A 25,443-nucleotide genomic window follows, 5' to 3' on the forward strand; every position below is an offset into this window, starting at 1 on the left:
CTTACAATGATAGAAGTCAAACCAAACCCCTCCATGCTTGTCCACCACGGCAGCTATGGCGAATATGGTGGTGCCTATATTCCACCCGTATTAGAGAAACAGCTACAGCAGCTTGCCGATTTTTTTGACAGCGAAACTCAAAAAGAAGATTTCAATAGCGAATTCATACAATTACTAAAGAACTATGTCGGTAGGCCATCTGCCTTATTTCATGCTAAAAATCTAAGCGAACATGTCGGTTCTAAAATATACCTCAAACGTGAAGATCTGAACCATACAGGCTCACACAAGATCAACAATTGTATCGGTCAGATTTTGTTGGCCAAAAGGATGGGCGCGAGAGAGATCATCGCCGAGACGGGCGCCGGTCAGCATGGTGTTGCAGCCGCTACCGCTGCTGCTTTATTGAACATTCCCTGCAAAGTATTTATGGGAGCTATCGATGTCGAACGTCAAGCATTGAATGTAAGACGAATGCGCTTATTGGGAGCGGAGGTCATTCCTACAGAATTGGGCAGCAAAACACTCAAAGATGCCGTAGATGCAGCATTAGGTTATTATATCGAAAACCCTACTTCTTTTTACCTACTGGGATCACACGTAGGCCCACACCCCTACCCTAAGATGGTCGGTTACTTCCAATCTGTCATCGGACAAGAGGCGCGTCAGCAGATTCTAGAATTTGAAGGTCGCTTACCCGACAGTATCTTCGCTTCAGTGGGTGGCGGTTCTAACGCTATCGGCCTCTTTTCAGGATTTTTAGAAGATACATCGGTTGCTATCCATGGCGCTGAAGGCGGCGGTGATGGTACATACCCCAATACAGCAGCTACTTTGTCATTTGGAAAACCTACGGTATTCCAAGGTACACGCTCCTACTGTCTAGTGGATGACAAGGGCGAGCCCATTCCATCCAAATCAATTGCTGCCGGACTCGACTACCCTGGTATATCCCCACAGCATGCCTATCTCAAAGATACCAACCGTGCGCAGTACTACCCGGTTACAGACCAAGAAGCCATTGATGCTTACAAGCTATTGTCCCGCCTAGAGGGAATAACAACAGCTATCGAGAGTGCTCATGCCGTTGCTTTAGCTATTAAGTTATTGAAAGATAAAAACGAATTGGCTATTGTCAATGTTTCCGGAAGAGGAGATAAAGATGTCGAGCGCGAGATGTAAACGTTTTGAATATTTGTGCGGTTCAAATCCGCACAAATATTTATTAACTTTACCCCATGGCAATACTAACGAACAAATTTGATACGCTGCACAATACAGCGCCATTTTCACAGATAAACAACGAAGATTATATCCCGGCTTTTGAACAAGCCATTCAAAGGACAAAAGACGAGGTAGATGCCATCGTACACAATCCCGCTCCAGCTACTTTTGAAAACACGATAGAAGCGATGGCCTTTTCCGGGATGACTTTAGATCGTCTGTCTAGTATATTCTTCAACCTGCATTCGGCTGAGACAAACGATGAACTCGAAAAGATTGCTCAAGAAATTGCTCCAAAACTTTCGGAATTGAGCAATGATATCACCCTCAATTTTGACCTTTTCAAACGCATACAACAGGTATACCAACAACGTGCAACTCTAGACTTAACCACTGAACAGCATACTCTACTGGAAAAATCCTATAAAGACTTTTCCCGCAACGGTGCGCTGTTAGAAGGACGAGATAAAGAAGAGCTCCGTAAAATTGATGCAGAACTCGCTGTTCTCAAATTAAAGTTTGGCGAAAATGTCCTTGCAGAAACCAATGCCTATCAACTATGGATCGAAAATGAGGCAGACCTTTCCGGATTACCGGAAGGCGTTATCGAAGCTGCCGCTGCATTAGCCGCAAGCCAAGATAAAGAAGGATGGCTGTTTACACTAGACTACCCGAGCTATATTCCCTTTGTCACCTATGCTGACAATCGCGAACTGCGCCGAGAAATAGCCTTAGCGGCAGGTCGAAAGGCATTTCAGGACAATGCCTACAACAATGAAGAAAATGTACTCAAAATCACCCAGCTTCGGTTCAGAAGAGCACAGCTGCTCGGTTATAATACCCATGCCCATTTTGTACTGGAAGAACGCATGGCACAGTCCCCGGACAAAGTCAACGAGTTTTTAACCGACCTATTAGAGAAAGCCAAACCGGCAGCACAGCGCGAGTTCCAAGAGCTTTCAGATTTTGCCAACAAGCTAGACGGTATAACTCAGCTCGAGAAATGGGACGGAGCCTACTATTCGGAAAAGCTAAAGCAAGAACGCTTTAATCTCGACGACGAAAAGTTGAAGCCTTATTTTCAACTAGAAAAAGTCTTGGCAGGAGCCTACGAAACAGCAAAACTTCTCTATGGCCTACATTTTAAAGAAGTACACAGTATTGACAAGTATCACGAGGAAGTACAGACTTTTGAAGTCAGCACTGAGGCAGGCGAACTGGTAGCTGTCTTTTACACGGACTTTTTCCCACGCAAAGGTAAGCGTAACGGAGCTTGGATGACTTCCTTCAAACCCCAATACCGTTATCAGGGTACAGAAGAACGTCCACATGTATCTATCGTATGTAATTTCACACGCCCTACCGCTTCCAAGCCATCTCTATTGACATTCCAGGAAGTCACCACTCTATTCCATGAATTTGGCCATGCCTTACACGGTATGCTAGCCGATACCACCTACCCTGGACTATCCGGTACATCCGTATACTGGGATTTCGTAGAGTTACCGAGTCAGATCATGGAAAACTGGTGCTACGAACAAGAGGGGTTGGCTTTATTTGCCAAACATTATGAAACCGGTGCCGATATTCCTATGGAACTCGTCGAGAAGATCAAAGAATCCGCTTCTTTCCTAGAAGGAATGGCGACCCTACGCCAGATCAGTTTTGGCTTATTGGATATGGGCTGGCACGGTGCGGATCCGAGCGCTATTACATCCCTCAAAGACTTCGAAAACCAACAGTTTGCTTCGACAAAACTTTATCCAGACGTTGCTGAGAACGCGATGAGCCCGAGCTTTTCACATATCTTCAACGGAGGCTATTCATCAGGGTATTACAGCTACAAATGGGCCGAAGTCCTCGATGCCGATGCCTTTGCCTATTTCCAGGAAAACGGCATATTCAATAAAGAAGTGGCAACAAAATTCAAGGATACTGTTCTTTCCAAAGGTGGCACAGAACATCCTATGGAGCTTTACTTACGTTTTAGAGGGCAAGCTCCTCAGGTAGAACCGTTATTAAGAAGAGCAGGCTTACTGAAATAATTGTATATAATGATAAAGCAAATAATAAACAATCTCCTCTTTCGAGTTGTCGTTGCCATTGTACTGGGAATAGGTGCAGGTTATATCATTCCCGAATCATTAGGTCGTATCTTTGCGACTTTTAATTCCCTTTTCGACCAATTGCTCAAATTTTTGATTCCACTGATCATAGTGGGACTAATTATCCCTGCAATTGCTAAACTGGGCAAGACAGCAGGCACTCTCCTTTTGACTACCGTTGGAATAGCATATGGATCTACCCTCTTTGCTGGTTTTTCCTCCTATCTCGGCAGTATGGCTATATTTCCTTCTCTAATTGATGGACAAGTCAATACAGCCATTGGTGAATCTACGAAAACCCTTTCCCCTTATTTTACACTCAGTTTTCCACCTCTATTTGATGTAATGAGTGCGCTGGTATTCGCCTTTCTGATCGGTATCGGGTTGGCCCGTCTAGAAAATTCCACCTTAGAGCAGGCTGCTACTGATTTTGAAAAGATAATCTCGTTCTTGATCGAGAAGCTGATCATTCCTATTTTACCGGTATTCATCTTTGGAATATTCTTAGATATGACCTATTCAGGTAAGGTAGGAATGATATTGGATGTATTTATCAAGATCATTGGTACTATTTTCATCATGCATGTTCTATTACTCGTTATACAGTTTGTAATAGCGGGCTTGGTGGGTAAGAAAAACCCTTTCCGTCTGTTGATGACCATGATGCCCGCCTACTTCACGGCTTTGGGAACACAATCTTCGGCCGCCACGATTCCGGTCACCTTAGCACAAGCCAAGAAAGCAGGTGTAGACGAAGATATCGCAAACTTTACAGTACCACTCTGTGCCACCATACATCTAGCGGGCAGCACACTCAAGATTGTCTCCTGCGTCGTTGCTCTGATGCTGATGCAAGGCATACCCATAGATACACTACAGATGGCAGGTTTCATCTGTATGCTTGGGGTCACCATGATTGCCGCCCCCGGCGTACCTGGCGGTGCCATCATGGCAGCGACTGGTGTCATCGCATCCATGTTAGGTTTCGATGCCCAAAACCAAGCCTTGATGATTTCCCTGTATATTGCTATGGACAGTTTTGGTACAGCTTGCAATGTCACTGGCGATGGCGCCATAGCGGTTATTGTAAATAGTATTTATAAGAGGAGAATGTAGTCTTGTTATCGAGTTATCCTGTTATCGAGTGAACGTGTTATCCTGTTATCCTGTTATCCTGTTATCTAGATTATCTAGTTAACTTGTTCACTAGATAACTTTTTCACCTGATAACTTGTTAACTCTATCACTTCGTCTAAATATCCTGCGCTATGGCATAACCCGCAGCCCATGCCCACTGAAAGTTATAGCCGCCGAGCCAGCCCGTAATATCGACGGCCTCCCCTCCAAAGTACAACCCTGGATATTTCTTTGCTTCCAATGTTTTGGGATGCAACTCTGCAGTGGACAGCCCTCCACGCATGACCTCGGCCTTATCGTATCCTTTATCGCCCGCAGGCTTAACCTTAAACTTATGAATAGTATCCACAACCAGGTTGGCATCTGCCTTACTCAGCGAGGCTATTTTCACGTCTACAGGGAGAAACCTGGTTAATGCCTCTACCATCTTCTTGGTAAAATATCCCTGTAAAAGCTGCCCCACGGTACGCTTACCTCCTGCACTCCGCTCCTCCGTAATCAATTCGCCCAACTTAAATCTAGGGAGTAAGTCCATCGTGAAGACTTCTCCAGCCTTCCAATAAGAAGATATCTGTAGAACAGCAGGTCCACTCAGTCCCCAGTGGGTAAATAGAATATTTTCCTCGAACGAGATCTTGTCATTATATACTCTGGCATATACCGAATTGCCGGACAGTGAAGCATACCAATCAGCCTCTTTGCCTGTAATCGTCAGAGGCACCAGTGCCGGAGCCGTGGGAACTATCTCCATTCCGAGCGCACGTGCTGTACGCAGTGCAAAGTCGGACGCCCCCAATTTAGCAACAGGCAGTCCTCCCGAAGCAAAGACTATCTTTGCGGCAACAAGCGTCTCCAAGCGACCATCTCTTTCTATTGTCAATATATACTCCGTATCACTTTGCCTTACCTCCTTGACCAGCGTATTCAGCCAGATATCCTGACCGGTATCATACATTAGTTGTGTAAAAGTCGATACGATATCCTTAGCCTTATTCGAGATAGGGAACAGCTGTCCCAACGTCTTCTCTTGCCCTTTAATCTGTCCAAAATTCTCAAAAAAAGAAATAGTATCCTCTACAGTCCACTGTGCAAATACCGCGTTGAGGAATTTCGGATTTTCTGACACAAAATTATCCGTAGAGGTATGCAAATTCGTATAATTACAACGTCCTCCACCCGAAATCAATATTTTAGCTCCAGGCTTGTCGTTTCGTTCCAAAACTAGCGTCTTCTTGCCCAAAAGCCCAGCCTGTGCCGCACACATCAATCCACAGGCACCTGCACCGATTATAATAGCGTCGTAATTGTTCATTATTAGAAGTTAGTTGTTATCCTGTTATCTAGTTAACCTATTCACTTGATAACTTGATAACCTGTTCACTCGATAACCTGTTCACACTAAGATATCAAGTGCCCTTCAGTTTTCACAGTTCGTTGTTCGGCCCACGATTGCTCGGCCATTTCCAGGATACGGATTACGTCCCGTGCCTGTTCCGGTTTGACAAAAAGTTCTTCTTCTCCCCATAGTGCAGCGACAATATTTTTGTAGAAATCCTGTCCGGTTCCTATTTCGCTCAGCACATACTCCTCTAGATCCTGACCATCTTCCAACAAAGACAACTTTCCCTGTATTGACGCGGGCTCTACGCCCCAATTGGCATCAGCCTCTGGACGTGCACCAGCACGCAGTAGGTTTTCCTGAGGGTCTACTCCCTGTTTTACAAAACAGCCATTCATACCGTATATAGCAAATCTCGGTGTAGGTTCCTTGGCCAACATCTGTCCCTTCAAAGAAACCTTCAGTCCTGGATAAGACAGAATAAATTCAAAATCATCTACCGCTTTAGCACCATCACGCTGTGCCCTTAAATCGGCAAAAACCGCATCTGGATGTCCAAAAAGCTGCAGAGCCTGATCAATCAGGTGGGCTCCCAGATCATAGTGGATTCCCGATCCTGGGAGCGCAGCCTCCCTCCAAGCGCCTTCACGCAGGAAGTTTCGGAATCGGTCAAATCGCGCCTCATAGTGCACTACACGGCCCAACCTTCCCCCTGCCAACACCTTCTGTACGGTCTTAAAATCCGAATGAAAACGTGCGTTATGATGTACCGACAGTAAAAGATCTTTTTCTTTAGCCAGTGCAATCAGTTCATCAGCTTCCGCAGCGGTATTCGTAAAAGGCTTTTCGACAATCACGTGCTTTCCTGCTTGCAATGCAGCCTTCGTAAGACTGTAATGCACGTCATTAGAAGTAGCGACGACCACCATATCTACTTCGGAATCCTGAATAATATCATCTGCAGACAATACACCTATAGCATCAGGATAACGCTCTGCCAACATCTTTTGCTGCTCTTCCTTACGAGCAGTTACTTTATATAGTTCCAGATTCGGGTTGCTGGCAATAAAAGGTGCATGAAAGACATGTCCTCCTATTGAAAAACCAATCAAACCAACTTTAAACTTTTTCATTTCTCTAACTCTTTAATGTTGTTATCCAGTGATCGTGTTATCTTGTTATCTTGTTATCTTGTTAACTACCTAACGTCCTATCCCTTTACTTGTTGTATGACAGGCCTTATATCATGTTATCCAGTGATCTTGCCTGTCCCGATCCAATCGGGATTATCTTGATAACTCGATGACTTGTTAACTCGATAACTTCGCAACTTGATCACTCTATGACTACATCCGCTCCGGAACCTCAATTCCCAAAAGACGCATGCTCTCTGCGATGATACGAGATGCTGCTACCGATAGATGGAGGCGGAATGTCTTGACATCTTCTTGCTCCGCTTTAAGGATACTCTCCTCATGATAAAATTTATTGTACAGCTTTGCCAACTCATAGGCATAGTTTGCCAACTGAGCCGGACTGAATTCCTTTGCCGCCATTTCGATTACTGTCGGGTAATTCGCTAAAGCTTGAATCAGATCTCTTTCGTACGAAGAGAATGACGATGGTACTAAGCGAGGCACGGCACTGTCAAAAGCAGCCTTACGCAACACCGATTTGATACGTGCGTGCGTATACTGAATAAATGGTCCCGTATGTCCTTGAAAATCGACCGATTCTTTGGGATCAAATAACAATCTCTTTTTAGGATCTACCTTGAGCAAGAAATATTTGAGTGCTCCCATACCTATCGTATTGTAAAGCGACGCCTTTTCTTCTTCTTCAAATCCTTCTGTTTTCCCCAATTCTTCTGTACGCTCCTTAGCCGTATCGATCATTTCCTCCATCAGGTCATCAGCGTCGACCACCGTCCCTTCCCGGGATTTCATCTTGCCCGATGGCAGATCGACCATTCCGTAGGAAAGGTGGAACAATCCGTCTGCCCAGGTTTTTCCCAACTTTTTCAAGATGGCGAACAGCACTTTGAAATGATAGTCCTGCTCATTTCCTACTACATACATCGACTCATCCATGTGGAACTCGTCGTATTTGAGCTGAGCCGTTCCTAGATCCTGTGTAATGTATACCGAAGTACCGTCACCACGCAGCACCAGTTTTTGATCCAATCCTTCATCTGTCAGATCGATCCATACGGAATTGTCTTCTTTTTTGAAGAAGACATCCTTCTCCAACCCCTCTTGTATGATATCTTTTCCCAAAAGGTACGTATTCGACTCGTAGTAATACTTATCAAAGTCTACTCCCAGCTGTTTGTATGTTTTAGCAAACCCATCATATACCCATCCGTTCATCGTCTTCCACAACGAGATCACCTCCTCATCACCGGCCTCCCACTGTTGCAACATGGTCTGTGCAGCCTTCATCAAGGGAGCATTCTTTTTTGCATCATCTTCCGACTGTCCCTCAGCTTTCAAGGCCTCGATCTCCTTTTTATATTCTTTATCGAATACCACATAGTACTTACCCACCAAGTGGTCACCTTTCATGCCAGCAGATTCTGGTGTCTCTCCATTCCCGTAACGCTGCCAAGCCAACATCGACTTACAGATATGAATTCCCCTATCGTTCACTAGGTTAGCTTTGACAACATCATAACCGTAGGCTTTCAAAATCTCTGCTACCGAGTAACCTAAGAGGTTGTTACGGATATGTCCCAGATGCAATGGTTTATTGGTATTTGGCGAAGAATACTCCACCATAAGTTTCTTCCCATTTTTTGCAAACTGGCCAAAACCGTCCTGCAATATGGTCTCATTCAGCATTGCTATCCAATACTCGTCGGACAAGCTTATATTCAAAAATCCCTTGATAACATTATACCCTGCGATTTCGGAAATACGATCCTGCAGATACGCACCGATCTCCATCCCAGTCTGCTCTGGTGACTTCTTCGAAAATCGTGTGACCGGAAATGTGACAATAGTAATTTGCCCCTCAAATTCCTTGCGTGTTTCCTGCAAAGTGATCTGAGATTCCGGAATATCGGCGTCATAAAGTGACTTTACCGCCGCTACAGTCTCTTGGACGAGCGTAAGTTGTATAGAGTTAGCCATGTAAATATTATGTAATATTTGTATCTCTCTGATAATGAACTAGAAAAATAACACCCAAAGTGTTTAGGTATTCATTATGAAAGTATATCTTTGCCAAAAATAATAAAAAATGCAGAGCTATCAGGAATTTCTTGACTTAAGTGTTGGTTTTCCGCAAGACGGATTCGAAATAATCGACGACGAATTGTACTTCCATGATTTGAATTTGATGGAAATGATAGAGACGTATGGCACTCCCTTGCGGTTTACCTATCTACCTATAATCAGCAAAAAAATTCAACAGGCGAAGATTCTTTTTCAAACCGCTATCCTTAAACACGATTATAGAGGGTCGTACAAGTATTGTTATTGTACCAAGTCTTCGCACTTCAAGCATATCGTAGAGGAAGCCCTTAAAAACGACATCCACTTGGAAACCTCGTCGGCCTTTGACATGCCGATGATCGATTCTTTGGAACGCGCCGGTACGGTGACCAAAGACATTACTGTCATCTGTAATGGTTTTAAGACTTATCAGTACAAACAGTACATCATCGACATGATCCATGATGGGTATACCAATATCATTCCGGTATTGGACAACAAGGAAGAGTTTAACCTGTATGATGATGAGATCGAGCTGGATCAACCCTGTGCATTGGGTATCCGTATTGCATCCGAAGAACAGCCTGATTCGCAGTTTTATACTTCGCGCCTCGGGATACGTATCGAAGATGTGATCGATTTTTACAACAATAAAATAGCAGACAACCCCAACTTTAAAGTAAAGCTGCTGCACTTCTTTATCAATTCTGGTATTTCGGACACACCGTATTACTGGAACGAATTGGAGAAATACGTAACCTTGTATTGTAAGTTCAAAAAGGTAAATCCCGATCTGGACACCTTAGATATTGGTGGCGGCATGCCGTTCAAAGACTCGTTGGTACACGATTTCGATTACGAATACATGGTCAATGAGATCGTGAACCGCATCAAACAGATCTGTGCGCACCACGAGGTCATGGAACCGGATATCATCACCGAGTTCGGAAAATATACGGTAGCTGAGGCTTCCGGTATACTTTACAAAGTATTGGGCCGTAAGCTACAGAATGACCGTGAAAAATGGTTTATGATCGATGGTTCATTCATCACCAACCTACCCGATGTGTGGGCATTGAACCAAAAATACATTCTGTTACCAATCAACAACTGGGATTCGGAATACGAACGGGTCAATCTCGGAGGCATCACTTGCGATGGCCAGGATTACTACAACCAAGAGGCACACATGAACTCCGTGTTTATGCCTAAGACACGTAAAGTACAGTATTTAGGATTCTTCCACACGGGTGCTTACCAAGATGTATTGAGTGGCTATGGAGGTATACACCACTGTTTACTGCCATCACCTAAGCACGTAATTATCCGTCGTAATAGAGACGAAACATTCAACTACGAAGTATTTGGCGAGGAGCAAAACTCCAAACAAGTCATGAAACTTTTAGGATATCAATAGTTAACCAAAAAGGAGCTTTAAAAGCTCCTTTTTGGTTTCTATATCATTTCCCATTATACTTCTTTATTTCCTTCTTACTCATTTCTTTGGTGATAACCTCTGGACTGAGCGATGCCGTATATTTCGCATCTTTCGTCAAGACAATAGCTTCCGTCCCCACATCAAAGAGTGGTGTAATAAAACCATAGAAACTAGTCGAATTCGTAATATTCTTTCCTTCATTCGCACCCAGATCCGCAGACTTGAGATACATCAACATAAAACTCACAGAATACCCATTACTACCCCGTTTTACATTGCGAGCTATCACTTGTCCAGGAAATACAGTCGCCCCTAACTCCACCTGAACACTTCCATTACTCAACCCATCATATTTCAATAGTGATCCATCCTTATGTTCGACGGTAATACTGTTCGTACTCGAACTATATTCCTTATCCTCTAGCACTGAATCGTCATGTCGATCGTTTATTTCTACCACAATTCCTTTGCGTGAAGCGACGACCTCCTGCTGATCCGTCGTATAAAAATGGTAGACCTTCCAATCATCAGGTGTCGTATTTCCAAAATACCTAGCACTCAAAAAACCAGCTTCGCGTGCATAGACCTCCGTCCCCACCTTAAAAGGAATTGCGTATACAAATGTCGGATCTACCTTAGGCATCAAGCGTCCTCTGATATAACGGTAACTATACGAAAAGTCAATTCCATTATCTTTATTCATAGGCTTCAAGGTCATCAACGTGCCTGAGTATCCCTCTGCTCTATAGATATTCGTTGGAACAGCAGAATTACTGAGCGATTTAAATTTTAAGTTGACCGTCATCGTTCCTGGATCATCTTTCTCAAAACTCAAATCCACCGATTTATCATCATTACGTTTCGAACTCATTCTGAGCGCACTTTCCTGTCCCAGTACACATGAAGACATACTAAGATACAGCGCACAGCATAAAATATTTCTAAATTTCATATGTAAATAATTTGTCTTTTATCTATCATATGGAATATCCAAAGTATTTTCATTGGTCTTTGTGTAGCCTGTACTACATGGATATTTCATAATTTCTGTTATAAATCTTTAAGATAACTAAAATCATTAAATTATTCAAAACCTTAAGAACCAAAAATCTACTATAAAAAAAATAGCCGATTTTAATTATTTCATCTGATAGCCCAGTCCTACGATGAACTGCAAGAAAGATTCTAACCATAGTTTAAATCTCCCTACTTAATAAATACCTTAGACTACAAAGAAGCTCCGACACCTACTGAAAAAACTCTGTTTTTAACATTATCAGACCACTTAAAAGCACTCTCTGCAATGTTAGCTATCCCGATCCAGTAATTGGCTGTCACAGAAAAATGCTTAGCAAATTTAAATCCTGTCAAAAGGTTAATCCCATAGTCAAAATTTTTCAATGCATTTTTATCATAGATAATTACCGCGCTAGTAGTACCTTTTTCCCCATAGGTATTGGTTCCGTCCATCGCAAAACCTACATAAGGACCTCCCCCAAAAAACACATTCCCAACAGTATTCACAGGAGCTTTACCTAAAAAATTAAAGGTAACATTCATCCATTTTGTTTTTTGCTTTATTTCCGCTGCCCCCCTTACTTGACTCTCTATCAATTTGCTTCCCATCCCTTGAAGGGAGAGTTCCGGATGAAAGTAGAGCTGACCAGCTATACGCGACTCCAAGTAACCGGCGAGATAAAAACTAGTTATAGCTTTTGTCGAAGCAAGCAGCTCCGATTCAGCATAACTATAAGACGGAAAACTAACACCTGCTTTAAGACCAAACTCAGTTTGCCCTTGCGCAGTAAAACCAAGCATTAAAACTCCAAAAACTGACATCAATATAGCTTTCATTACAAAAAAACATTTAGCAACACCTATATTATACTCGAAACATATAGCCCATAGATGTTTCCCTATTCAGTACAGACACTCCATAGGGCTGACATGATATGTGCAAGGTATTTCCTTATTTCATCTGATAGTCTAATCCTTTTGGACGTACCATGGTTTGTTGATATACCCTATTGAAGCGATCGGTAACCTTGATCTGCAAAGTACTCGTTGGTGATGAAGCTTTCACTTTAAACATATGAGCAGTCAATGTAGTTACAAAATCTTCCGTTGGCACCGCATTACGGTTCAGCCGCTGTGCCGAATATGAAATAATATGTAGCGGATCACGCATCCTCACTCTATTTACCATTAGTGGCAAACCATTTTCCGTTACCTCCACTTTCCATCCTTTATCATAATTCCAGACATTGATCAATACTTCATTATTCTTGTTGGGATTGGCATATTCGGTAGCATATGTATTCCATTCGCCCCCTACATAGGCAGGAGCGTATTTATCCTTAGTCAAATGCACCTGATTGAGATCATATGCTCTAAACTGGTAATCCTCTTGCTCACCGATAGCTTTATATTTCCACTTCAGTTCGCGTCCCTGCATTTCCCAAATGCCGTACCCACCTGGGGCGCCGTCTTTACAGATATGATTTCCTGCATAGCCTACATTCCCTGTCCACCACCATGTAGCACATACAGCGCCCGTATTATGTTCCATAATATGTGGCTTATCATCAGTCTCTACGTTATAATTAATATGTGTATGCCCCGTCAGCACATGCACCTTGCTAAATCCCTTCAACGCATTCACAAAATCAGCAGCGTTCGAGATACGGTAACTGGTCGTTTCATTTCCACTGCCATCCAAAGATGGATTGGTATGCAGATGTGCATGCATCGCTATTACAATTGGTGTATTCTTATCAGTAATCGTTGCCAGATCCTTCTTCAACCATTCGATCTGGTTTTCGACAATTTTGGTATTATAATTTCGTGCATCATTTATATTCAGATATTCGATATTATCCAGCACGATATAGTGTACTTTTCCCAGGTTAAAAGAATAATAGGTCGGTCCAATAATATCACGATATTTTTCTTCAGCATCCCAGTCTATGGTAAATTTAGAATCATTATCATGATTCCCCATCGTATTGAAAACCAATGCCTCGATCTTGTTCATTTCCGACAGATACTGAGGTAGCGCATAGTTATTCGTGTACCAGTAACTATCCCAAGTCATATCGCCAAGTGTCAGTGCGTATACTTTATTTCCTGCACCCTTATAGCTTTGAATCGTCTTATTAACATCAGGAAGGAATCCCTTTTGGAATTGATTGATATCGTCGGTACGCTTAGCCAAGTGCATATCTCCCAGCACCATGACTGTATGTTTCTCATTATTTACAGCATGAAGTTCAAAATCTTTTATTTCGACAATATTAGCTGGTTGATTAAGGCGTTGAAAAAACTGAGGTGCATTCATTGTTGCTGCCACCTCATAGTTACCTGGAATGGAAACAAACACATACTTTCCTTTTTTAGCAGACGGAAGGTAATAAATCCCATTTTCATCGGTCTTAGCAACTTCAAAACCGTCAGATACGACAACATTGGCCAAACCGACACCAGCAGCATACACCACTCCTTTGACCGTCATGCCAGCTTTATCCGGAATATTCGTGTTAAAATATAGGTTAAGCACAGTAGTACCTAGTAAAAATGTCTGAGAACCTCTCTTCACAGAAATCTTATAACTACCAGACAAGATATCGGCAGGCAATACAAGCACCACATCTTCTGGTGTAACAGTTTTCGCCTCTACGGTACACTTATTGGGTAAAGCTTCAAATATCAGCTGATCTCCGACAGCAAACCCTTTGCCTTCAATACGTAGCTCTGCTCCTTTGCCCAAATCAATACGGACTGGCAAGTCTACCCCTGTAATTCTTAGTTTATCATCTTCCTTGCCCGTATCCGGTATCTCTGGTTCTCCTTCTGGAGCAGCGACAGATTTAGAGCAACTGTATAAATTCAGGGACAACCCCAATCCGGTGACCAGTGAAGCCTGAATAAAAGAACGTCTATTATAGTGAAATTTCTTTTTCATTATTAAATACGATTAAAAAGCCCGTAAGAAAACTCTTTACGGGCTATTAAGGTTGAATTATATTACTTTACTGTAACAACAACGTCATCAATAAAAATACGGTTTGTCGTTTTAGGCCAATTGCCAGTACGTTGATCAAAAGCTCCTCCCATAAACCAAACTTGAGTCTCAGATGTTGCACCTGTTACCACAAAAGAATAGGTCGCCTCGTGAGCTTTCCATGCCGCCCTGCACGCATCTATATTAGAGTTCGGATTAGCCAAATTCATGATATCAAACTCCTTTACACTTACTGTCCCTGGTCCATTGACTCCCACTGTAAGCAAATAATGATCACTAGTGGCATATCTCACTGCTTTAAAAGTAACCAGCAGATCCTTCGTACGCTGTACATTTTCCAGCTTTGGCGATACCAGATCGGCCCCATAGTTAGTACGGCCCAACTTTACAAAACCTGGTCTTGCATAAAGAGAAGCGTATGTACTACCTATCGTTGCATCAGGAGGAATAGTACTGGTCCATCCTTTAGCGATTTCTGCTGTTGTCCAAGAGCCAATTCTAGTCTCGCCGTCTGTAACGTTAAAAACCTCACTACCATAAGATAACCAGCTAAAGTCCTCTTTTAAAACAACATCTCCTGACACCTGTAGTTTTTGACCTTTCTGGTGTATAGGAAATTCGACAGGCTGTTGCTCATCTTCTAAGAAAAAAAGCAAAGAAGCAAATCGTTCAAGATCAGTATTCTTGCTCACGATGATTTTAACAGGTGTATCACCATTTCCCTCCATTGGTTCTACTGTAGCCCATTCTGGTTGGTCCTCCAGCTCCAATCGCCATCTGCCCAAAGCACGTACAATATAATTACTGGTGCCACCCGCCTCAGCAACTTCTAGGCCTGATGGAGTACCATCAAAGTATAAAAAAGGATCTCCGCTTTTTTGTACTTCTGCGGCAGCCTGTTCAATTTTAAACACCTTATTTTGAAGCTGGCCATCAACTGTAAAGACCAATGTCGTTGCCCGAGCTTCAAGCGTCCTATTTCTCGCTATCGTCACGGTAAAAGTACCGTCACCACTTCCATCTTCTGGACTTATTTTCACCCAATCAGCTTGAGGCACTTTCCCAATATTCCATTTTCCACTCGCCTTAAACGTATAGGTAGATGCTATTCCTTCGGCCGTTACCTCCATTTTATCTGGAGCATCGACCAGTTCAAAAGATCCATTCTTGTGGTCATCTTTCTTACAGGAGATAGACAACAGCATAAACATTGTACAAAACGTATAGACTAATTTCGATAGGAGATCCAGTCTCAAATAGGTTGTTGTTGTTCTAGATTCCATAGTTTATTTTATTTGCATTTCTACGCGTTCTTTCATCACTCGAGTTGTATTGCCTATCGTATATTGGTAAGACAGCAAGAATACATTGCTTCTTTTCCCAAAAGAATCTTCTACTTGGAAGGTATTCGGATACATCGGATCATTATTCAGCTGGACTACTTTTACATTTTTATAAGGGCGTATCGTGACCTTATTATCTTCGTCCACATCCAAAATAACTGCTGTTTTTGCTATTGCCTCCTCTTTAGACTCAAAGCTTTCATTTCCCGCGATCATACGTACACTGTTTTTCGTGAGTGGGAATAACTTCTTATTGGCTGCTGTAGCCATACCATCCATCAATCCTGTCATCGTATAGTACGAATCCTCCGCTTGAGAAGCGTAGTTGTTTCTAATCTGCACCTGGTAAAGCATGGTATTTTTCTTCGGATTGATTTCCACTCCAGAAACATCCGTAGCTTTCAAACCGATAAAATAAGTCGAATCTGGCGACAAGCCGTCTGGTCGCAGCTTAATCATGGTTCTTCCGGTACGTTCTCCTGCTTTTACCTTGATTTCATAATCAATGATCTCATACTTACTTTTAGGCAACAACCTTGCATACAACCGATCATCCGCATCAAACAAGGCCCAATTATATTTATCCAAAGGCTCTTTGTCTTCTACCAAACCGATCACCAAATCTCTTTCTGGTGCATGTGTCCCCCCTGTGGAGGCGGCGATATAGCCGACAACCTCTTCGCCTGTGAGGCTTACGACTTCCTGAAATGTATTGTGATAATCACTACTGATCAGTGCTACTTGATTTTTAAACATTTCTTTCTCAAAAACGGCATTGTCCTTACAGGAGGCCAAAACCATAGTGAGCGCTAGTATGGTGATATAACTTCGTTTCATGTGTAAATAATTATTTCATGAGCTCGCAAGCTCGTTTTGATTTTCATCTTATCCGTATTTTGTGGAGCTATGACTAATTGTATCCTGGATTTTGATCTAGTGAAGGCAATCTTCGTTTCTCAGCCCTGGATATAGGCATCCAAATTAGCTTTCTGTCTACTGTTCTTGTCAAGAATGATGATGTCCCTGGAATAGTACGTTGATAATAGGCTTCTTTTGTAACCCCATCTGGATTCATCCCACGAATAGGTTCACGCTCTGTTTCCTCATACATTCCCCATCGACGCACGTCATAAAAGCGTCTGTTTTCCCATAAGAATTCGACCATACGTTCACGTTCAACCTGTTTTTGAACAGTTGCTGCAGAACTCAACTGACTTGAAGACAAACCTGGTAATCCGGCACGGTAACGGACCTGATTAAAAGCCTTCTTAATCTCATCGGTCGATCTGGACACAGTATATTGCTCTCCCCCCAGTTCTACCATATGGCTCCCCGTCAAGTTGTTCAAAGCTTCGGCATAGGATAATAGTATTTCTGCGTAGCGTATGATTGGATAAGATTTTGAAACGTGACGAGCGCCCGAACCACTAAATGCATCATAAGCGTGATTGAATTTTTTAATTACATAGCCGGTGATCGGATAATTTGGCGATGTAGCACTTACCCCTCCGCGACCATCGGGAGACTGATAGTAATATTTGGCCGTATAATTAGAGAGTGTGGTGCTCGACAGCGCTTGCCACACAGCCTCATTGAAACCGATGGATGCATAAAACCGCATCTCCCGATTCGCATACATATTATACACTCCTGAATTAAGTGGATAGCCTGAGAAGTTCTTTGGCTGACTGGTGAATCCTTGTTCGGAATAATAACCATCAGACGCCGCCTCTTCTTTGGTACGACCATCATCCATCAAATAAGCATCCACCACTTTTTGTGTTACACAGAAACGTCCCCATCCACCAAGCGATGGAGGCATGGATCCTTTACTTATAAAATCCACTAAATACTTTGTATTTCTTCCCCATATGACCTCTGGATTGACTGAAGGAACAGCCTCACCACTAAACATATCGGAATAAGACCTGAAGGCATCAATACCGTTAGCCCCTGCAGGATATATATTGTAGAAATTAGGATCGGACGATACACCACCTGGCAGATTAGGCGTCCCATCATTAGCTGGCACGGTATAGAGCCTATACATCCCTTGATCCATTACCCTTTTTGCCGCTGCCGCTGCTACTGCCCAGCGCTTTTCATCATATTGTTGAGATACATAATTGACTCCATCTGTAGAACGCTTCCAGTTTCCAAAATAAGATGTGGCAACGGGACCACCATTAAACAAAGGACTGGCATGGATTAACCGCAATCGTGCGATCAATGCGAAAGCAGCCCCTTTAGTAGGTCGACCAAACTCCAAAAGCCCTATCTCTCGAGGCAGCAACTTAGCTGCTTTTTCAAACTCCTCACAGGTATAGTCCATAGTCTCGTCATAAGTTGCTCTAGGACGATCATAATATTCCAATGTTTCATTCGTTCCTACAACCTCATCTCCCAACAAAATCGCTGGTCCATAATCGACCAATATATTATAGTATGCATAAGCCCTGATAAAGCGCGTGTAGGCTTCAAGCCGCAGCCTGTCTGTACTTGTCAGATCTTTGGGCTTATCCAAGTTTTTCAAGATACTGTTACATTTACGAATGATCTTGTAGTAGTTTCCCCACTGATCCAAGTTGCCATAAGGAGCATTTTCCTTAGAACCTTTCGCTCCATAAAAATCCGGAGAAATATTACCCGTTGCGAAATCCATACCATAGTATACATTGCTCGACCCCGCTCCGGTCAACCCATTAAACGCTTCGTCTGTAGCCATTGGCCCAGGTGTATACCCATACCGTATCGTATTTGATTCATCCGGAAACATTGCTGCTGCACCCCACATATAAGCTTCCATATAGCGTGCGTTGGTAAATACAGAATCAATGTTAAATTCGTCGTCAAAGTAATTATCAATATTTAGATAATCCTTACAGGATGTCACCATGACACAAGCTTGGACGATAATCGCTGCTCTTGCTATTCTCTTTATGATTGACGTTTTCATATCGTTTTATGATGTCTTGACTATAGATTGATATAAACTTGTACTGAATATGTAGATGGTATAGGATATTTACGACCATTCCATGCGGCTTGCTCTGGATCAAAAATCTTGACCTTATCCCAGATATACAGATTATTGCCCACAAACTGTAGATCCATGGATTTCACCCCTACTTTTTTCAAAAATGATGGACTTACATTATAGCTCAGCGTAATCTCTTGCAGACGTATATAGCGTGCATCTCCTTGCCAAAACGTCGACAATTGACTATTATTGGCATTATTACCGTATTGCAAACGGGGGAACCGCGCATCTGGATTTTCGGCCAATGACAGATCCATACCTTGCTCCAATGCATATTCTTTCGGTATCCAGCGATTTGCAGGATCGGCAGCTAGATCCAGAACATTTCCAGAAGTTCCCTGATAGAATGGCATATACCCCATTCCATTTTTTATATGCTGTGTTTTTCCTTCCCAGCTTTCCCAGTCCTCAGCTACTTTCTCTTTCATAGACTGCCCTACATAGAAAAAGGATGTTTTACCGGTTCCTTTAAAAAGAACTCCTAGGGTCAGGTTCTTATAGCGAAACTCTCCACCAAGCCCATACATAGTCAATGGGTAATTGCTATGAGTCAATGGAACCATATCCAAAGCATCAATAACACCGTCTCCATTAACATCTTTGTACTTGATATCACCGGGCATCACATTTCCAAATGTTTGCTTTGGACTATACTTGACATCATTCTCATCCTTGAACAATCCGACAGCCTGATAGCCTCTAATGGATTCGTGCGGGTAACCATTGAATTCCAGGTAAGGATGCTCCATATAAGCTTGCTCCCAGTTCTGCACCACATTTTTAGAATAGGTGAAATTACCACGGACAGTAAAGCCCATATTGTGCGATACATTCTGTGAGTAGCTGATATTACCATCCGCACCCGAGCTCTTCATCCTCCCGACATTTGCAAAAGGGTTTGAAATCACGCCCACATAGTCTGGCACCTGCACGCGTTTTTGGAAAATACCATTACGTTGATCTTGAAAAATATCTAATACAAAATCAATTCTGTTGTTAAAGAGTTTTCCTTCGATCCCCAGATTTGATTTGATAGCTCTTTCCCAGGCCAGGTTATCTGCCCCAATGCGAGTCTCCGCTATAGTCTCTATATCAGGAATTCCCCAGACCGACTCTTTGCCTTCATCAACTTTCGTCAGATAAGGGAATCTAATATCAGTGATACGGTCGTTACCCACGGTACCATAAGAAGCTCTAACCTTAAAATAATCTAGCCAAGGTGCTTTTTCCTGTACCAATTTATAGCTAGTCGGTACCCACCCTACTGCTATGGAAGGGAAAAAACCGTATTGGCGTCCAGGCTGAAAGTTTTCGGACCCCGTATACCCGAAATTGGCATCCAGTAAATACGTGTCGCGATAACCATAAGTAAATCTACTGGATACTCCCTGATAACGCAGAGGGATAGCCTCTAAGTTGCTTTTTGCATCTTTGGTATCTTTGGCATCGCTCAGATAATAATAGACCAATGCAGAAGTGCGGTGATCATCACCAAACTTTTGATCATAATTGACAACCGACTCAAAATGGTATTTGCGATATTCTCTTGTCAAGTGTTTATACTCTGCCGATCTGGCCTGTACCCGCTCCATCATGATCAAAGAACCGTCATAATTCCTGCCAACAGCCTCATACAATGCTGGCTGGATCGATCTTCTTTCTTTAAAGTAACTATTGATATCGTAAGCTCCCTGTATACGGAACTTAAGTCCGTCTAGGACACTCGACAAATCCTGGTTAAGAGCTAGAGTGGCTTTACCTTTATAGATTTGGTTGGATGCACGGCCTGTACGATTGATCATCACATAGGGTGATGAGCGGTCCCCAGCCCCCGTCCCAGGCAACAAACCATTAGAATACTGTACAGGAATAGACACTGGCGTCAGTGTAGATTGTGTCTTCCATATATAATCCGTATTGGCTACACCTGGCTGATCCAATTTGGACAAGAATCCATCTGAGCCCAAGTATATATTGGTACTTTTTGTCAAATTGAGATCAAGGTTGATTCGATAATTATAAGTATTGAAGCCTACATTCGAGCTATACACACTGTTCTTGTCGACCTTATATGCTGCTGTCTCGCTATTCCCACCTAAACTCAAAAAATAACGAGCTACCTCAGATCCGCCACGACCACTCACATAGTAACTCTGTTTCCAAAAGCTCTTATTAAGAATTTCTTCCTGCCAATTGACATCTGGATACATATCCGGATCCATTCCATATTGGATGATTCCCAGTTCTGTCGGACTATACAAAGGCGCATCTCCTCGCACCGAGCTAGCCTCATTGGCCAATAATGCATAGTCATATGCCCCCAAATATTTAGGCAAGCGGTTCAAGCGCGACAATGTCGAATTGGCGCGTGCTGTAATCTGTATACGATCCACCAATCCTTTTTTGGTCGTCACCAATACAACTCCGTTTGCTCCGCGCACACCGTATACCGCAGTAGCCGAAGCATCTTTTAATATAGAGAAGCTTTCGATATCTGCAGGGTCTATTGTATTCAAGTCCCCTTCTAATCCATCGATTAGCACAAGAGCACTACTATTGGCACCAAATGTCCCAATTCCACGAATCCAGAAATCAGCAATATTTGCACCAGGCTCTCCACTAGTCTGCATGGATATCACCCCTGCTGCCCGACCTCCCAAAAGATTAGCAATCGATGGCGAGGGAGATTGTAGATCCTTGACATCGACCGTAGTAATCGCCCCCACCGAACTGATCTTTCGTTGTTGTGTTCCCAGTCCCACTACGACAACTTCATCCAGCGATGCACTCTTATCTTTGAGTTTAACAGTCAGATCCGCTATCGACGATACCGCAAGGTGTTCTGTCGGCTCATATCCCACATAACTGAATACCAACATATCTCCGTAGTTGGGTTTGATAACAAATTTACCTTTCCCATCTGTAGAGGTACCACCCGTAGGCTTGTCCTTGATATAGATAGAAACATTGGATAAGGGCTCTCCCCCCTCGCTGACGACTGTACCTACAATCGTCAATTCTTTTGATTGCTGTGCCTGTGCAACTGATAGCCATAAATACAACGGCAACAAACACAATATGTGAATGATCTTCATGATATAGTTAAGTAGGTTAATTATTCAATCACTAGTTTGCGTATACGTGCATTACTCCAGTCTGCGATATAGATATCCCCTTGTTCATTGACCGCTACCCCCCAAGGCTGATTAAATAGGGACTCTATTGGCCCACCATCTTTATAGCCCGACTTACCTGGCTGTCCTGCCACCGTAGTAACGATACCGCTGGCAGACAGCATACGGATACAATGATTACCATAATCTGCGATAAACATATTACCCGAATTATCAAACTTGATATCCTTAGGAAAGTTGAATACAGCCTCCGCCACAGGCCCATCACGGAACCCCGAACCACCTGGCGCATTGATCCTTTTAAACCCTTCGTTGATGTGTTCCGGGCGTAGATCAAGAACCGATATTCCCTGAGCATAAGTATTTGGCACCGCATTAGAGTGTAAGGTTATATAGAGTTCGTAAGGTTTTTTTGGATTGATGCCCTGCCCATACTGCGATCCGCTGGGCCCTTTATGAACAATAGTTGCCTGATACGTCTCCGGATGTATTTTAGCAATATTCCCATCCCTGAAACGCGTATACAGATAACCGTCGTACGGACAATAAGTTACAAAATTAGCATACCTATCAGCTTGGGTAATAAGTGCATAATCTGCTTTAGAAAACTGTGCATTCCGTTGGCGTGGTGCCCATGCTTCCCGTGGATCGAAAGAGAAAAACACTTCGGCCACCGATTCGTGCGATACGGTCATGATTCCAGTACTGCGATCTACAGTAATACCGTTGGAATATGGATTTGCTCCTGACGTTCCTATAAGTTGGTACAATGCTGTTACAACATTTTGCTTCTCGTTGATACGTGCCACTCCGAAAGAGCCACCATCCCTCCAAGACATAAAGAGATTACCTTCAGCATCCAGATCAAGGTACTTACCATATACATGAGCCTGATCCAAAGGTCCTGCCAAGAAATCTTTTGTTCCATTTCCTGTTACCGTAGTGACCTGTGCCTGGATCGCATATGCAAACGTATCGTCGTATACTACAGAATCCTTACCCACGACCACAGATATCTTTGGATTATCCCCAGGTAAACGCGGAACAATGGCATAAATTCGATTTCCGCTTGACGACACTACTGTCGCTTGCGCTTCATTAAAATATACCTTGATCTTATTGGGATCAGATCCAAAATTATCTCCGTTTAATAAGATCTTATCTTTCGCTCCGCCCTTGGCTGGATAAAAAGAACTCAGCACGACCGGTTTATTAGGATCATGCACACTCTGTTTTGTTGCTTCATCTTCTTTACAACTGAAGAAAAACAGCAACAACAAGACAGGAAAAGTTAATAAATTACTTTTTTTCATAATATGATGAGGGTTAATTATGCTTGCTATTAGGAGCAGAGGATTCGATTTTCTTTTTTAAACCACAATAAGTCAAAAAGAAAGAAAACAAAATTTCATCATTCAAATTCGTAATACTCTGAAACATACAATACGAGTTAATATCAGTCTTGGGTATTCTATTTTTAACGATGCAAAACTATATAACCCCTTAATGAAAGCACAATAAGCGCGATTATCATATCTTTAATCTTATGTTAATTCTAAATAAAGAATTGCATTAAGCTTCAGAAGACTCATCCAAAAAGACACGAAATGAAATAAGAGACAAAATAAACTTAAGATCTGTCACTATAAAAAAGAACGAAACAGCATAAAGCAGCAAGAATTAGAATCTTCTTACATAACAATATGACGGATACGGCCATTTCATAGAAAAGAAGGTATTCCTTAAGCAACAGAATGTTGCCAGATAGTTTGTTATAGGATAGCACCAAAGGTGATTTTCCCCTTAAAAAAGTGATTGGTCTTTCACTTTCAGTGACCACATTTTCAGAATCACTGATCACGATACACGAACAAGTATCCTTCCATTAAGAAAAAGGGAACACGCTATACGAACTAGTGATCACTATCTAGCGAAAAGTGATCACATTTTATAAAAAAGTAATCACCTATCACAAGGCCGTGACCACCAGTTACCGATGACCGAACACATTCACCCAAAAAGAAATCTCGTCGTACTAAAATGTGACTAGCCAACAGCAGACTGTGACCACTGAACAGCAAAAAGCGATCACTTCAGAACATACCGTAACCACTCGACCCTACAGGGTGAACAGTCGATTACAGCTTGTGATTCCCCGATCGTACATAGCCGACACTCCACCCAAAAGAACAATCACTGCTTCATAAATAGCAAACACGGAAACGAAAAAAGTGACCACTCTACATCAACAGGGGGCCACATCATAGTAAAAGGTATCCATCTATTGTCAAACAGGGTTCACTCTACAGCAAATACCGATCACCTCGTAGCAACAGGCAGCCACCAGATGCCAACAAGCAGTCACTCATTCCGAAGAAGAATTCACTTTTTTGCTAATATAAATTAAAAATGTTAAAATAAAACACTAGCAATCAACACTTAATATTTGAAAAAAGAAATGCTCTTTTTATTTCCTCCATACTTTGGTTAGATCTACTGTATACAATTGATTCCCGAGCGCCATTGTCAGGTTTCCATTTTTCAAGAGTAGTAATCCCATCTTGATACGCATATGTTTCTGTCGAAATCAACGTCCCCTTTCTTGGATCTGTAAAGCAATTGACAGCAACATCTACCCCAAGGTATTTTTCTATCATATCCGGTATCTCTTGATACCCCTTGGTCTCCTCCGACACATCCATACAATTACCCACAGGATCGCTATTGAATAGGCGATTGAGCCACCACTGTTTTTCCTTCTTTGTATAGGTGGGCAAACTATTCAGATAGAACCGCAAACCACTGTGGTTTGCGGTAAAATCGCTACTCACAATATAATTGTAATGGACAATAGCTTCGACAGACTCCCAAGTTATAAAACACCTCTTATCAAACAGCGGCATATCAATATAGAGTCCATTTCCATCGGCAGACAATTTATTTCTTATCTCCTCAATTCTTGTTTGCTGCCTCGCAGAGACCGAGAAACCAAACAATATCCCGTAAAGAATAAGCAACGGAAAAAAAGCAAATAGAGAAATGGTAATCCAGCCTGCGACACCGACTTCCCAGTGTTGCGTAATAGCAAAAAAAAGTAGAGCGAAACCAATTATTGAAAATACGGCTAGTGGTAAAATAATAAACGCTCTCATCTTTTACATCGATTACTATCAGAACTTTTACTGATCAACCAAATCATTAAAATATTGCTTATTCCCAATTTTAAGTACTTTATCACCTTTTTACAAACGAAACGATATTATTCCTATATATAATTATTATACTAAAATCGGAAAAATTCCGATTACCAAAGAAAAACAGCTCATTATTGTTCTTATACAGCTTCTTTCATGTACATTAACTATCCTTTCAGAATATGAAGCATAACACCAAAAGCCCCCAACCTGTATTAAGCAAATTGGGGGCTGATCTATCCATAGACTAAAA

The 25,443-nt window shown here is 42.3% G+C and carries 16 protein-coding genes; 4 read left to right on the forward strand and 12 right to left on the reverse strand.

What is annotated here, in order from left to right; all coding sequences use genetic code 11:
* Positions 1 to 6 precede the first annotated feature (6 nt).
* Genes trpB through M472_RS36445 form a run of 3 tightly spaced genes read left to right on the forward strand, consistent with a single transcriptional unit; the run spans position 7 to position 4,445 of the window.
* Complete coding sequence (gene trpB / locus M472_RS36435; RefSeq protein ID WP_021070913.1) at positions 7 to 1,182, forward strand: tryptophan synthase subunit beta; 1,176 nt, start codon at positions 7 to 9, stop codon at positions 1,180 to 1,182.
* Positions 1,183 to 1,238: 56 nt separating this feature from the next.
* On the forward strand, positions 1,239 to 3,269 hold the full coding sequence (locus M472_RS36440) for a M3 family metallopeptidase (protein ID WP_021070914.1): 2,031 nt from the start codon (positions 1,239 to 1,241) through the stop codon (positions 3,267 to 3,269).
* Between the two features lie 9 nt (positions 3,270 to 3,278).
* Positions 3,279 to 4,445 carry a dicarboxylate/amino acid:cation symporter gene (locus M472_RS36445; protein WP_021070915.1) on the forward strand — a complete coding sequence of 389 codons (1,167 nt, stop codon included), beginning with the start codon at positions 3,279 to 3,281 and terminating at the stop codon, positions 4,443 to 4,445.
* Positions 4,446 to 4,581: 136 nt separating this feature from the next.
* Here the strand turns inward: M472_RS36445 and M472_RS36450 are convergent, their stop codons facing one another.
* From M472_RS36450 to argS, 3 genes are all read right to left on the reverse strand, one after another.
* The gene (locus M472_RS36450) at positions 4,582 to 5,778 is read right to left on the reverse strand and encodes a BaiN/RdsA family NAD(P)/FAD-dependent oxidoreductase (RefSeq protein ID WP_021070916.1); all 1,197 of its coding nucleotides are present in this window, start codon (positions 5,776 to 5,778) and stop codon (positions 4,582 to 4,584) included.
* 86 nt (positions 5,779 to 5,864) lie between these two features.
* On the reverse strand, positions 5,865 to 6,938 hold the full coding sequence (locus M472_RS36455; RefSeq protein ID WP_021070917.1) for a Gfo/Idh/MocA family oxidoreductase: 1,074 nt from the start codon (positions 6,936 to 6,938) through the stop codon (positions 5,865 to 5,867).
* A gap of 213 nt (positions 6,939 to 7,151) precedes the next feature.
* Positions 7,152 to 8,936 carry an arginine--tRNA ligase gene (gene argS / locus M472_RS36460; protein WP_021070918.1) on the reverse strand — a complete coding sequence of 595 codons (1,785 nt, stop codon included), beginning with the start codon at positions 8,934 to 8,936 and terminating at the stop codon, positions 7,152 to 7,154.
* Positions 8,937 to 9,045: 109 nt separating this feature from the next.
* Here argS and M472_RS36465 point away from each other — a divergent pair, with 109 nt between their 5' ends.
* Positions 9,046 to 10,437: an arginine decarboxylase gene (locus M472_RS36465; RefSeq protein ID WP_021070919.1), complete on the forward strand. Its 1,392-nt coding sequence runs from the start codon at positions 9,046 to 9,048 to the stop codon at positions 10,435 to 10,437.
* Positions 10,438 to 10,480: 43 nt separating this feature from the next.
* Here the strand turns inward: M472_RS36465 and M472_RS36470 are convergent, their stop codons facing one another.
* From M472_RS36470 to M472_RS36510, 9 genes are all read right to left on the reverse strand, one after another.
* A complete protein-coding gene (locus M472_RS36470) occupies positions 10,481 to 11,410 on the reverse strand; it encodes a M23 family metallopeptidase (protein ID WP_081643184.1) in 930 nt (309 codons plus the stop codon).
* A 275-nt stretch (positions 11,411 to 11,685) separates the two neighbouring features.
* Positions 11,686 to 12,312, reverse strand: coding sequence for an outer membrane beta-barrel protein (locus tag M472_RS36475; RefSeq protein ID WP_021070921.1), 627 nt, complete (start codon positions 12,310 to 12,312; stop codon positions 11,686 to 11,688).
* Positions 12,313 to 12,427: 115 nt separating this feature from the next.
* Complete coding sequence (locus M472_RS36480) at positions 12,428 to 14,419, reverse strand: calcineurin-like phosphoesterase C-terminal domain-containing protein (RefSeq protein WP_021070922.1); 1,992 nt, start codon at positions 14,417 to 14,419, stop codon at positions 12,428 to 12,430.
* Between the two features lie 62 nt (positions 14,420 to 14,481).
* Complete coding sequence (locus M472_RS36485) at positions 14,482 to 15,762, reverse strand: BACON domain-containing protein (protein WP_022829379.1); 1,281 nt, start codon at positions 15,760 to 15,762, stop codon at positions 14,482 to 14,484.
* Between the two features lie 3 nt (positions 15,763 to 15,765).
* Positions 15,766 to 16,659: a BT_3044 domain-containing protein gene (locus tag M472_RS36490; RefSeq protein WP_021070924.1), complete on the reverse strand. Its 894-nt coding sequence runs from the start codon at positions 16,657 to 16,659 to the stop codon at positions 15,766 to 15,768.
* Positions 16,660 to 16,732: 73 nt separating this feature from the next.
* Positions 16,733 to 18,778 (reverse strand): RagB/SusD family nutrient uptake outer membrane protein, encoded by a 2,046-nt coding sequence (locus tag M472_RS36495; protein ID WP_021070925.1) that lies wholly within the window; start codon positions 18,776 to 18,778, stop codon positions 16,733 to 16,735.
* A 20-nt stretch (positions 18,779 to 18,798) separates the two neighbouring features.
* Positions 18,799 to 21,957 (reverse strand): SusC/RagA family TonB-linked outer membrane protein, encoded by a 3,159-nt coding sequence (locus M472_RS36500; RefSeq protein ID WP_021070926.1) that lies wholly within the window; start codon positions 21,955 to 21,957, stop codon positions 18,799 to 18,801.
* A 20-nt stretch (positions 21,958 to 21,977) separates the two neighbouring features.
* The gene (locus M472_RS36505) at positions 21,978 to 23,309 is read right to left on the reverse strand and encodes an IPT/TIG domain-containing protein (protein WP_021070927.1); all 1,332 of its coding nucleotides are present in this window, start codon (positions 23,307 to 23,309) and stop codon (positions 21,978 to 21,980) included.
* A 1,119-nt stretch (positions 23,310 to 24,428) separates the two neighbouring features.
* Positions 24,429 to 25,148 (reverse strand): hypothetical protein, encoded by a 720-nt coding sequence (locus tag M472_RS36510; protein ID WP_021070928.1) that lies wholly within the window; start codon positions 25,146 to 25,148, stop codon positions 24,429 to 24,431.
* Positions 25,149 to 25,443 lie beyond the last annotated feature (295 nt).

The organism is Sphingobacterium paucimobilis HER1398 (assembly GCF_000416985.1).
Classification (GTDB): Bacteria; Bacteroidota; Bacteroidia; order Sphingobacteriales; family Sphingobacteriaceae; genus Sphingobacterium; species Sphingobacterium paucimobilis.

Coding starts and splice junctions, on each gene's coding strand:
- trpB (WP_021070913.1), top strand. CDS start 7: ATGATAGAAGTCAAACCAAACCCCTCCATGCTTGTCCACCACGGCAGC.
- M472_RS36440 (WP_021070914.1), top strand. CDS start 1,239: ATGGCAATACTAACGAACAAATTTGATACGCTGCACAATACAGCGCCA.
- M472_RS36445 (WP_021070915.1), top strand. CDS start 3,279: ATGATAAAGCAAATAATAAACAATCTCCTCTTTCGAGTTGTCGTTGCC.
- M472_RS36450 (WP_021070916.1), bottom strand. CDS start 5,778: ATGAACAATTACGACGCTATTATAATCGGTGCAGGTGCCTGTGGATTG.
- M472_RS36455 (WP_021070917.1), bottom strand. CDS start 6,938: ATGAAAAAGTTTAAAGTTGGTTTGATTGGTTTTTCAATAGGAGGACAT.
- argS (WP_021070918.1), bottom strand. CDS start 8,936: ATGGCTAACTCTATACAACTTACGCTCGTCCAAGAGACTGTAGCGGCG.
- M472_RS36465 (WP_021070919.1), top strand. CDS start 9,046: ATGCAGAGCTATCAGGAATTTCTTGACTTAAGTGTTGGTTTTCCGCAA.
- M472_RS36470 (WP_081643184.1), bottom strand. CDS start 11,410: ATGAAATTTAGAAATATTTTATGCTGTGCGCTGTATCTTAGTATGTCT.
- M472_RS36475 (WP_021070921.1), bottom strand. CDS start 12,312: ATGAAAGCTATATTGATGTCAGTTTTTGGAGTTTTAATGCTTGGTTTT.
- M472_RS36480 (WP_021070922.1), bottom strand. CDS start 14,419: ATGAAAAAGAAATTTCACTATAATAGACGTTCTTTTATTCAGGCTTCA.
- M472_RS36485 (WP_022829379.1), bottom strand. CDS start 15,762: ATGGAATCTAGAACAACAACAACCTATTTGAGACTGGATCTCCTATCG.
- M472_RS36490 (WP_021070924.1), bottom strand. CDS start 16,659: ATGAAACGAAGTTATATCACCATACTAGCGCTCACTATGGTTTTGGCC.
- M472_RS36495 (WP_021070925.1), bottom strand. CDS start 18,778: ATGAAAACGTCAATCATAAAGAGAATAGCAAGAGCAGCGATTATCGTC.
- M472_RS36500 (WP_021070926.1), bottom strand. CDS start 21,957: ATGAAGATCATTCACATATTGTGTTTGTTGCCGTTGTATTTATGGCTA.
- M472_RS36505 (WP_021070927.1), bottom strand. CDS start 23,309: ATGAAAAAAAGTAATTTATTAACTTTTCCTGTCTTGTTGTTGCTGTTT.
- M472_RS36510 (WP_021070928.1), bottom strand. CDS start 25,148: ATGAGAGCGTTTATTATTTTACCACTAGCCGTATTTTCAATAATTGGT.